We start from the raw sequence: 11,457 nt of genomic DNA, 5'->3' as shown, positions 1-11,457 counted from the left end.
CGGGAAGCATAAAGACCTCGCAGGCGCAGCGCCGCGCGGCGCTCAAATGGGAGCGCGAGAACAATGAAAAGGTAACAATCAAGCTTAGGCAGGGTGTAGATCCAAGCAAAGCCCAAATATCCGCCGCAGCGAAAGCCAGTGGGCAGAGCGTCAATGCGTGGATTATTGACGCGATCAAGGACAATCTGTGAGCAAATTAACGCGGTGGAGCAGTGCGGTGGAGTAGAGATACAGCGTTTTACTCCACCGGTGGAGCGGTGGAGCACTGGTGGAGTATATTTTTGTGTGCTACACCGGGTTAAAATCCCCGCGTGGCAACGGGTTTAGTATATTCCGGTGGAGTAGGTGGAGTAACTCTATATAGTGTGCTATTAGAGCGTACAGGGAGCCCTAGAGGGTACATATATACGCCCTGTACGCTCTATACGCCCTCCCGTAAGAGAATAGGCAATTTGCCCCACCGCTCCACCTACTCCACCGCAAGGCGCTTATTACCCCCGGATTTATGGCCGCAGCACATGACTGGGCCTTGCGGCTTTTCGGTTTTGCGATTTTGGGAGAAATGGGGCACGGGGCAGTATAAAAAACGCGCGTAAGATTGCGGTTTTGAATTAGCTGTGCTTATATTGGACGTGCGGCCAATTAAACATGCTTGCAACAGCAATTGAGTAGGTGGGTGACTGCCAATTAGGGGCGCAAATACGCAATATTTAACTGTTCATTAAGTGTTTTTGATGATACGTCAGGCATTTTACGCGCAACTGTGTATTTACTGTGATATTCAGCCCTGCAAATCGGCTAATTTTGGCGCAGCGGCTGGGTTGGTGGCCGGGGTGGGCTGGGCGCAGCTACGGGCTCCGCAGGGGGCCGTCCGACCGGGACCCCGATGTCTATGGTTTCGAGGTATCCGGGAGGGGTAGCGGAAAAAGGGTGGGCCTCTCGCTGACGGGGTAGGTAATATACAGCACACGCATTCGGAGGGCCCCCGAGGATGTGACGCACTGCGCCCGCAGTCAGGGGGTGGCGGAAAATCAGGGGGCGGGGGTTTTACAGATCGGGCACCCAAAAGTACCAAAAGCCCCCGTTAGTTTTAAAATATAACAACATTTATTAAAATGTTTAAAAAGTTATCAATATATAGGAATTAGCAAAAAAGTGACGCTTGAAATATATGGAAGATTTGGTATAATGCAATTAAGCATAGATAAAATTGCGTGTAAAGGGCGGTGGTAGTCGTGGCAAAAAAGAATACAAGCAAGAGCCAGGAATACGCGACTGCCGAAGCCTTAAAAGCAAAGTGCGAGTCCTATTTTAACCAGTGCGACGAAGATTGTGTGCTGTATGGTGAAGCAGGCCTTGCGCTGTATCTCAACGTTACGATTAAGACGCTGCGGCGCTGGTATGATGGAGAGCGCCACGAGGATTTTCAGGACACAGTTCAAATGGCGTTCATGAGGATTCAGAACCAGATTGAGACGGACCCCAGATATCAGGAAAAGGGAATGGTGACCCGTGGAATTTTCCTGAACAAGCAGCCGCGTTTCGGCGGGTATCAGGACAAGGTTGAAGCGAGACAGGACATTTCCGTGAACGTAAATATGGGCAAGGGAATGGACGAATCGGATTTCAAGTAACGGAGGTCCGGGAATGCGAATTTTGGAAATAGCGATTTTGGCATGTATCATGATGATTTGGATTGCGCTGCTGGTGTCCGTCCTGTGTTATACGCGAATTCGACTGGCAGAGATCAAAGCGCGTAGAAGTTTCAGCCCCGAAGACGACAACACAAAGACCCAGGAGGACTCTGCAAAACCGATCCCCGGCAGCGTGGATGAAGGCGTTGAAAATATTATGACGTATAGCGTAGGCGGGAAGGCCGGTGATTCGTTGTGAAAGTGCAGGACGTCTTCGACAAGGCAATCCGGCTGATGGACGAGCAGAACGAATCCACCGGCGTAACCGTCACGGCTGACACGAAGGAATATCTGGTGAGAACGCCGGATATTTTGGATTCCATTCTTGCACGCGTAAGTTTATCCGTCGGAAGCCCATATGTTCGCGTGGCGGCGGCAACTGATGAAATTCAACTTGACGACGCAGTTACTTCTGGGGTGCTTCCCTACTATCTGGCGTCGGCGCTGATTGCGATTGAGGCGCAGGACAGCGTTCTCGCGGCGTATTTCAGTAAGGCGGGTGACGCGGCGCTGGCTGTTATCGGGGCGCGACTTTCAAAAGCTGAACCGGAGCCGGTTGAGGATGTGTACGGCGGGCTTGAATATGGGGAGTTTGCAAGATGGTGACGCGAGGATGGTATACGTGCCCCTGTTGTCACAGAAAGCTGATTAAGATAACGCGCAGTTCCACGATGTACCGGGTGCCGGTGTATTGCAGGGCTTGCCGGTCTGAATGGTTTCCGGCCATATGGAACGGAAAAGAGCTGGAAACTGGGCAAGCTTTTCCGCTGACCGGAGAAAAAATATCATAATAAGCTAGAGCGTTTAGCGCCAGAAGCACGGGAGAGATCCCGGCTTTTGGCGCTTTTTATTTTGCCATGTGCGGCAGACCAGCCGCAGCGGAAAACATGAACCGGCAGACCAGCTGGGGAAAGGTAAACTTATGGAAAACGAAAAAACGAACCCTGCCGAGGAAACTTCCGAAACCACGGATGCTTTTCTGGACGGCTGGGACCCGGACGGTGTAGAGGACTCCGAGACCTCGGAGATTGAAGCGCCGGAGAGCAATACCGAGGAGCCCCCGGCATCGGAGTCGCAGGAGCCAGCGCAGGAGCAGGTGCCGGAAAAATCAGGCACGCCGGAAGAAACCACTTCTGAAAGGCCCGAAGGACCTCCCGCGACTGCGCCGGAAATTCCCAAGACGTGGACGCTGCGGCATCTGGGCGAGGAAAAGGCCGTAAACGAGCAGGAGATGACCACTCTTGCGCAGAAGGGCCTTGATTATGACCGGGTACGGGAGAAATACGACGCAGCAAAGCCGGTCGTGGAGATGTTCGCGCAGATGGCGAAGCAGACCGGCATGACCGTGGAGCAGTACGTTTCCTTTGTGAGGACGGAAGCGAAAAAGTCTGCGGGTATGAACGACGACGAGGCGAAACGGGCGGTGGAACTGGAAGACCGCGAGAGCGCTGTTTTGGCTAAAGAGGCCGAAGAGGCCGAAAAACAGACCGCCGCCCAGCAGGCGGCGCAGGCTGAGAGTTCCGCAGAGGAGCGGCGAAATGCCGATATCGCGGAATTCCAGAAGACATTTCCGGATGCGGCAAAGGACGCGGGCAGTATTCCACAGGAAGTTTGGGACGCCGTGAAACAGGGGCAGCGTTTGGCGACCGCCTATGCGATATGGCGTGAGAAACAGGCACTTGCGGAGACTGAACGCGTAAAGCAGGAATCGGCGGCAAAGGAGCAGAACGCGAAAAATGCGGGGCGCTCCACAGGCAGTATGAAGACCGCCGGAGCGGAAAGCAAAGCCAGCGATCCGTTTTTAGACGGATTCGGTTCCTGATACGGTCCTCTCCGCATCCATATGACGAAAGAGAGGAAATCAAATGATCAATTACGCAACCAAGTATGAATCCAAGATCGCAGAGCGATTTAAAAGGGCATCCATCACGGACGCGGACTGCGGCCACGAATATACGTTCGTAGACCCCAACAGCAAAACCATTCGTATTGGCTCTGTAAACACCGTTCCTGAGACGGAATACAACCGAACCGGCAGTAACCGCTTCGGCGATGTCTATGACGTAGGCGACACGCTTCAGGAAATGACCTGTGGGTGCGCTCCCTCGTTCAGTTTCACCATTGATGCGCTGGACGGTACGGATCAGGCCATTGAAAAGTCCGCAGCTAAGGCTCTGCGCCGGCAACTGGATGAAGTGACTGTTCCCAACATGGACAAGCGGCGTATCAAGAAGTGGTGTATGGGCGCAAATATCCAGTCTTTGGAGGCTACCGCCCCCACGAAGTCTACCATCACCGGAATGATCATCGATCTGGGCGCGAGAATGACGGATGCGCTGGTTCCGCTGGAAAACCGGACCTTGTACATTGGCACGGAGTATTACAAGCTGCTGAAGCAGAACCCGGACTATTTGGGCGTGGATGCTCTGGGCAAGGAAGCACTGACCAAGGGCGTCGTTGGCGAGTTTGACGGCAACCGGGTCAAGCCCATTCCGTCCCGGTATATGCCCGCGGGTGTGTACTTCTTCATCAAGTACAAGGGCAGCACGGTTGACCCTGTAAAGCTTCAAAAGTACGACATTCTGCCCAAGGTGCAGGGCTACTCCGGCCCCGTGGTGCAGGGTGTGACCTACTACGACAGCTTTGTGCTGGGAACCAAGGGAGACGGCATCGCCGTGTGCGGTAACGCTACCGCAATTCTGACGGCGCCCGTTATGGCCATCGCCAGCCACGCCGTCACCATCACTGCCGCTTCCGGCGTGGTGTTCAAGTACACGGTGGACGGCACGAACCCCCGGTACTCCACCACCGCCGAAGTCTACACCGCCGCGGTGGAACTGACCGAGGGCCAGACCATGCGGGCCATTGGCACGAAGGACGGATGCGTTGGTGTTGAGGGAACCAAGGCTTACGAATAACAAACAGAATCAGGGGGCCATTGCGGCCCCCTGATCGGGATTTTGGGAAAGGTGAACGCATTGGCATACAAAAGCTTCAGCAGAGCGGGCGGCGAGTTCTATGTAAATTTTGGACACGCCAATGAGAAGCAAAAACAATTCTATCAGGCCCGTGAATTATATGTGTGCTACGGAGGCGCGCGAGGTGGCGGAAAAAGCCACGGCATCCGCGTAAAGTCTGTGGGCGGTGCGCTGACCTATCCCGGCATCCGTATTTTGATCATCCGCAAGCATTATCCGGACATGGAAAACTCTCTGATCACTCCGATTGTTCAGATGGTTCCCATTCAGATTGCCAGCTACAACCAGCAGGCGCACATTATGCAGTTCGCCAACGGTTCCACAATCAAATTCGGGCATTACGATACCGGATCAGATCTTGAATACCAGGGGCAGGAATTTGACTGGATTTTTATTGACGAGGCGACGCAGTTTACCGAGGCGCAATTCCGCGTGCTGGGCGCGTGCCTGCGCGGCACTTCCAACATTCCCCGTCGAATGTATCTTACCTGCAACCCCGGAGGGATCGGGCATCTGTGGGTTAGGCGGCTGTTTGTCGATCGAGAGTATCAAAATGGCGAAAAGGCGGAGGATTACCGATTCATTCAGGCTACTGTGGACGACAACCCGGATTTGCTAAAAGGGTCTCCCGGGTACCTGAATATGCTGGACACGCTGCCCGACGATGTACGGCGTGCGTGGCGATATGGTGACTGGAACACGCTTTCGGGAATCTTCTTCCCGGAATTTTGCAAGGAAGCACACGTCATTGCTCCATTTGCGCGGGTTCCGCAGGAGTGGAAAAAGTATCGCGCATTCGACTATGGACTTGATATGTTCGCGTGCCTGTGGGTTGCGGTGGACTTTGACGGACGGTGCTACGTGTATCGGGAGGTACAGCAAAGCAATCTGATTGTTTCCGCTGCGGCTGCGCTGATGAACAGTCTGACGCCGCCCACGGAGCGGATCGAATTCACGATCGCCCCGCCGGATATGTGGAATCGACAAAAGGATAGCGGGCGCACCATGGCGCAGATATTTATGGAAAACGGCGTGGGAATCCTCAAAGCATCCAATAACCGAATTCAGGGCTGGATGGCGCTAAAAGAAATGTTGAAGCCCATGCGTTCAGATAAAGACCGGCCCGGTCTTCTGGTAACAAACGAGTGTGTGGGGCTGATTCGGAATCTTCCGGCCATCCAGCATGACGAGAGAAACCCTTCTGACTGCGCCACTGAGCCACACAATATCACGCACATATGCGACGCCTGCCGCTATTTTGCAGTTACCCGCGTGATGGGGGCACAGCGAATGGAAACGCGGGAAGTGGAGGAGCTGGGCGACGATGGCGAGGACTACGACGAGGGAATGACCGGCGGTGTGTGTGACGAGTCCTATTTGAACTACGGAGGGTAAACCATGGCGAATTCCATTCTGTCAATTAAACGCTTTTTGGGACTGAACGAGAATCCCGACGGCGATACCAAAATTAAAGACGGGGAATTGTCAGAGCTTCAGAATTTCAGGATTACCCTCGACGGGCATTTGCAGGTCCGCCCCGGAAGCGCAACCGTTTTCGACCTGCGCGCCGCTTGGGACGCGTGGTGCGCGGTATCCGGAAATATTCCTTCCACGAATACACCGGAGTTCTCCGGGGCGTGGTATGGCCTTGTGGGGGATTCTGCGGTGCTTCTGTGTGCGTTCGGTGGCGTGCTTTTCAAAGTGAACTCGGCGGACTCGGCGGACTGGACCGCCACGGCGGTTGGAACCTGTACACAGGATAAAACGTCTTTTTTCGGCTTCGGCGGCAAGGTCTATCTGTTGAATGGACACGAGTACAAATCATGGGATGGCACAGAGTTTTCAGAGGTGGCGGGGTATGTCCCCACAGTTCAAACCGCAACTTCGCCCACCGGGGCCGGGACAACGCTTCAACCGGTGAACCGGTTGACCGGGCTTCGCAAGGTGAAATTCTCCCCCGATGGAACCGCAACGGAATTTCAATTGCCGGAAACCGATATTTCCGCTGTGACAGAGGTTTTGGGAACCGGCGTTACCTATGCCACTGATTTGGTCGCCGGAAAGCTGACATTCGCCAGCGCGCCCGCTAAGGGGACCAACACTGTCACTGTCACCTACCGGAAGGGGGACGGTGCAAGGGCGGAAGTTGCGAGGATGCACTTCTGCGAAACATTTAATGGCAGTACAGATACCCGCGTTTTCCTCTACGGGGACGGCACCAACAAAACAATCTATTCCGGGCTGGACTATGACGGAAACCCAACGGCGGAATATTTCCCGGACCTCTATGAGATGTCCGTTGGCGAGAGCAACACACCGATCACGGCGTTGGTCCGCCATTATTCCCGATTGGTGGTGTTCAAGACCAACAGCGTATACTCCTGCCAATACGGTACGGTGACGCTGGATGATTCCAGCACGACGGCGGCATTCTACTGCACTTCCGTCAACCGGGAGCTGGGGAATGAGGCCCCGGGGCAGGTCCGTCTTGTGGAAAATAACCCGCTTTCTCTTTGTTCCAGCAGTATCTACGAATGGAAATCAACCTCTTCATCCGGGAACCTAGTCTCGGACGAGAGAACGGCAAAGCGAATCAGCGACCGGGTATGGGCCACGACAAGCGGCATGGACTTATCTGGGATTACTACATTCAGCGACCGGGACAGCTATGAATTCTGGTTTTGCATTGGAGACGAAGCAATCATTTTGAACTATGCAAATAACGCATGGTATCGGTACAAGGGAATTCCCGCCGCGCAGATTTTAAAGTGCAGTGGAAAGGTGCTGGCCTTCGCTATGGATGGCAAAGTGAGGCACATCTCCCGGCAGTACCGGAATGACGATGGCGCCGCCATTGACGCACGGGCGGCGACGGGGGCAATGGACTTCGGTAAGGAGTGGATGCGAAAGTATTTCACACTGGTGTTCGTATCCATTCAGCCTGAAGACGGCGCGAGGATTTTAATTTCAGCAGAGAGCAACCGTCGCAGTGACTATCCCAAAAAGGCTGTATCCGCCAGTATGGCAACTTTTTTTCACATGGACTTTAACCACTTTTCATTCAATATGAATCGAAAGCCGCAGGTAAAGCGGATCAAGCTGAAAGTGAAAAAAGCCACGTTTTACAAGTTGGTATTTGAAAGCAACAGTGCCACGGCAACCGCAACAGTGTTGCAGGCCGATATACAGCTGCGATATTCCGGTAATGTGAAATGATCGAGGTGGGAACATGAGAAATTTCAATCCAACGCCCCAGAATGTGTATAGAGAATACCGCGCGGGGCTGGATTTCAATAACAGCATAGAACTGTACCGGAATGTCGAGACGAACGAGAACTTTTTTATTGGGAAGCAGTGGGAGGGCGTAAAGGCTAATGGTCTTCCTACCCCCGTGTTCAACTTCTTAAAACGGGTAGTGCTGTTCTCCGTGGCAAATGTGTCCACGGACAACCTGAAGCTTCACGCAGAAAACATGCCGTCTACCGGGGAACGGGACTCCCACACCATGGAAGTCTTGACAGATATCATCAATGATCAGTTTGCCAACATCTTCGAGATGAACAGCATTGGTTCCTGCGTCCGGGAGTTCGCTCGAAATGCCGCTGTGGATGCAGACGGATGTACATACACCTATTTTGACCCCGATATGGATATTGGGCAGACGGCCCGCGGCGCGATTCGCACGGAGGTTTTGCAAAACACGCAGATTACTTTCGGAAATCCCAATAGCCGGGATGTGCAGTCTCAGCCATTCGTGATCATTGATCGGCGGATGCCAGTAGATGATGTTATCGACCGTGCAATTGCAAATGGCCTTTCGGCAGAAGAAGCAGAAAGTCTGATTCAGCCCGATGACAAGGAAAATCTCTCCGGGAGTAATCTTGACCGGCTGGGTGGGGGCAAAGCTACCGTGCTGCTCCGGCTGTGGCGGGACAAAAAGACCGGGAATATTCACGGGTATGAGTGTACTCGCGAATGTGTGGTTCGGGAAGAGTGGGACCTTGGTATTAAGCTATACCCGGTCACTTGGATGAACTGGGATTACGTACAGGACTGTTACCACGGGCAGGCGATGATTACGGGCCTGATTCCTAATCAGATTTTTGTAAACAAGCTGTTTGCCATGTCTATGATTTCTCTCATGACGCTGGCGTATCCGAAAGTGGTCTTCGATAGGACGCGTATCAGTAAATGGGATAACCGGGTTGGCGCGGCTATCGGAGTTAACGGTTCCGTTGAAAACGTGAGTAAGATTGTGGACCCGGCCACCATCTCCCCGCAGATCGCGCAGTTTATTGACCTCGCGGTCAGCTATACACAGAAGTTTCTTGGCGCATCAGATGTCGCGATGGGTGATACCCGACCGGATAACACTTCCGCGATTATTGCCCTGCAACGCGCAGCAGCGACGCCCATGGAGTTGACAAAGCAGAACCTTTTGAAGAGTGTGGAAGACTTGGGACGCATCTACATGGAGTTTATGGGTGAGTATTACGGGTCCCGGTTTGTTCAGATCCCGAACCCCTATGATACAGATAAGCTGGTGGTTCCGTTTGACTTCTCTATTCTTAAAAAGCTGCCATTTCAAATCAAGCTGGATGTCGGTAATTCCTCCTATTGGTCTGAAATTGCAAGTCAGCAGACATTGGATAACCTTTTGATGCAGGGCAAAATTTCCACGGTGGATTATCTGAAGCGGCTCCCCGCCGGGTCTATCACAGACCGCGAGGCACTGATTAAGGCCATGCAGCAGCCGCAGATACAGCCGCAGGATGGTGCTCCTGAAGCTGGTGCGCCGCCGGATAGCGAGAGCGTCCCACTGGTGGGAGGACGCGGCAACCACGAGCTGCAAAGGAGAATCAACCAGTCGGGAGAAGTCCCGCCGGTAATGTGAGGTAAAGCGATATGGCGTTGAACAAGTTTGAAAAAAATATGCAGATCATTCAGGCGCTGGATGACGAGCCTAACGATGTGGGCGGAATGACCGCCACTGAGTTAAAAGCGACGTTTGACGAGGGCGGAGAGGCCGTCAAAGAGTTTCTCAACGGTGTGCTGATTCCTGCGCTGGACACCTACATAGCGCGGGTAGATAACCCTCACGCCGTGACAAAGGCGCAGGTAGGGCTTGGCAACTGTGACAACACCGCAGATACCGACAAGCCTGTGTCTGTGGCCCAAACGGTGGCTATCGCTACTGCAAAAGCGGAGGCCGTCAGTGTAGCTGCGTCTGATGCAACTGCTAAGGCAAATGTTGCAAAAGCGGAGGCCATTTCCGCAAGTGACACGGCCGGGGCGGCCACCTCGGCAGTATTGCAGCATAACAACGCCGAGGCGGGAGTGCATACGGTGTTATTCGCTAAAAAGCTTGATAAAACTGGCGGAACACTGACCGGACCGCTGACGCTAAGCGGGGCCCCGACGGCAGCGCTCCACGCGGCCAGTAAGCAGTATGTTGACGGGGTATCGGCCGGTGTCGTTCTTGGGCAGATTCCGGACGGGTCGATCACTTCAGAAAAGCTTTCCGGGGGCGTCAACACGGTGCTTACGGCGAGCACGACCCACGCGGGGCGCACGGACAATCCCCACGGTGTGACCCCGGCGCAGATCGGCGCAGACCCCTCCGGCAGCGCAGCGGCGGTGCAGGCAAATCTCGCGGCCCACGCGGGGCGCACGGACAATCCCCACGGGGTAACGGCGGCACAGATTGGGGCGGCTACGGATTCTTCGGTAAGAGATATTATATCCCGACAAAAATGGGCGCTACTGGCGTCATACCTTACCGCAGGGGCTTTTACATTTACTGTCCCCGCTGGGTACACAAAGCTTGGAGTATACATGATTGGTGGTGGTGGGTCAGGAGCATCTAGCTCTGACCTAAATGCAGCTACTTCAACTGGTGGTGCATCTGGATATGGAAGAAATGTAATTTTTGATGTGCTTTCAGGACAGCAGATTTCAGGTGTTGTAGGAGCTGGTGGCATAGCTGTAAACGGCAGCTCAAATGGAAATGTAGGAGGAACAACCTCTTTTGGAGGTATTACAGTAGATGGTGGTAATGGCGGAAAATACAAGATTGAACAGAATCCATCAGTAGATGGGTCCGACGGTGGGCAAGGCTCAGATGCATGTGGCTCGTCAACTGATGTAGCTAAACTTCAAAGAAGACTATTTGGAGGAACAAACACAGAAGATGTATTACGTTCAACTGGTAGCGCCTATACATTCTTGCGCGGAGGCAGAACTCAATTACCTAGAGAATCGCAAAACTCATTCGATACTTCTATGGTAACTTTGTGCGCTGGTGGCTGGGCTGGCTTCCCTAATGGAACATTGAAGTCACAGTTAATGATAGCTACGGCCCTTGGATACAAAGGCGGAGACGGTAGTGCTACAAACTATGTTAGCGCAGCAAATGCTGAAGCAGGCATTGGACCTGGAAGCGGTGGCGGTGGCAAGGTCTTTTATGCAGCGTCCAATTATGGTACACCGTATTCTGGCGCCGGGGCGCCGGGGGCTGTTTTTATCTACGGTATAAAGGAGTGATTGCATGAAAACAGTATTCGTCAGAAATAGTACGGTCATAGAAATAATTCCAAATTATGCGTTGCCCGTAGAGAAATGGTATGGCGCAGAATTTGCTGCGCAGTGTGTTGAGGCCCCTGACGAAGTGGAACAGGGGTGGACACGCAATGAAGATGGTTCCTTTAAGGCCTCCTGCATGATGAATCAAACGGCGGCGGAGATCAAGGAGGAGCGCAGCACAGCCATTAAAGCGGCCTGTGCCG

11 protein-coding genes are annotated in these 11,457 nt (G+C 53.4%); all 11 read left to right on the top strand.

What is annotated here, in order from left to right:
• On the top strand, positions 1 to 191 hold a 191-nt coding region (locus tag RTK01_RS13485; protein ID WP_312281469.1), incomplete at its 5' end, for a hypothetical protein.
• Positions 192 to 1,235: 1,044 nt separating this feature from the next.
• Positions 1,236 to 1,634 carry a terminase small subunit gene (locus RTK01_RS13480; RefSeq protein WP_312281468.1) on the top strand — a complete coding sequence of 133 codons (399 nt, stop codon included), beginning with the start codon at positions 1,236 to 1,238 and terminating at the stop codon, positions 1,632 to 1,634.
• 13 nt (positions 1,635 to 1,647) lie between these two features.
• On the top strand, positions 1,648 to 1,893 hold the full coding sequence (locus tag RTK01_RS13475; protein WP_312281467.1) for a hypothetical protein: 246 nt from the start codon (positions 1,648 to 1,650) through the stop codon (positions 1,891 to 1,893).
• On the top strand, positions 1,890 to 2,300 hold the full coding sequence (locus RTK01_RS13470; RefSeq protein WP_312281466.1) for a hypothetical protein: 411 nt from the start codon (positions 1,890 to 1,892) through the stop codon (positions 2,298 to 2,300). Before RTK01_RS13475 ends, RTK01_RS13470 begins: the two co-directional genes overlap by 4 nt.
• 316 nt (positions 2,301 to 2,616) lie before the next feature.
• Positions 2,617 to 3,516 (top strand): hypothetical protein, encoded by a 900-nt coding sequence (locus RTK01_RS13465; protein WP_312281465.1) that lies wholly within the window; start codon positions 2,617 to 2,619, stop codon positions 3,514 to 3,516.
• 43 nt (positions 3,517 to 3,559) lie between these two features.
• The gene (locus tag RTK01_RS13460; RefSeq protein ID WP_312281464.1) at positions 3,560 to 4,612 is read left to right on the top strand and encodes a chitobiase/beta-hexosaminidase C-terminal domain-containing protein; all 1,053 of its coding nucleotides are present in this window, start codon (positions 3,560 to 3,562) and stop codon (positions 4,610 to 4,612) included.
• A gap of 51 nt (positions 4,613 to 4,663) precedes the next feature.
• Entirely contained in the window at positions 4,664 to 6,067 is a 1,404-nt protein-coding gene (locus RTK01_RS13455; RefSeq protein ID WP_312281463.1) for a phage terminase large subunit, read from the top strand.
• Between the two features lie 3 nt (positions 6,068 to 6,070).
• Positions 6,071 to 7,888 (top strand): hypothetical protein, encoded by a 1,818-nt coding sequence (locus tag RTK01_RS13450; protein ID WP_312281462.1) that lies wholly within the window; start codon positions 6,071 to 6,073, stop codon positions 7,886 to 7,888.
• 13 nt (positions 7,889 to 7,901) lie between these two features.
• A complete protein-coding gene (locus RTK01_RS13445) occupies positions 7,902 to 9,566 on the top strand; it encodes a hypothetical protein (RefSeq protein ID WP_312281461.1) in 1,665 nt (554 codons plus the stop codon).
• An 11-nt stretch (positions 9,567 to 9,577) separates the two neighbouring features.
• Positions 9,578 to 11,215 carry a glycine-rich domain-containing protein gene (locus tag RTK01_RS13440; RefSeq protein ID WP_312281460.1) on the top strand — a complete coding sequence of 546 codons (1,638 nt, stop codon included), beginning with the start codon at positions 9,578 to 9,580 and terminating at the stop codon, positions 11,213 to 11,215.
• 4 nt (positions 11,216 to 11,219) lie between these two features.
• Positions 11,220 to 11,457 (top strand): hypothetical protein (locus RTK01_RS13435; protein WP_312281459.1); only part of this gene is annotated, 238 nt, incomplete at its 3' end.

Origin of the sequence: Oscillibacter sp. (assembly GCF_031978065.1) — a bacterium.
Classification (GTDB): Bacteria; Bacillota; Clostridia; order Oscillospirales; family Oscillospiraceae; genus Oscillibacter.
The sequence above is the reverse complement of the archived record's forward strand: the minus strand, read 5'-3'. Positions and strand labels throughout refer to the sequence as shown.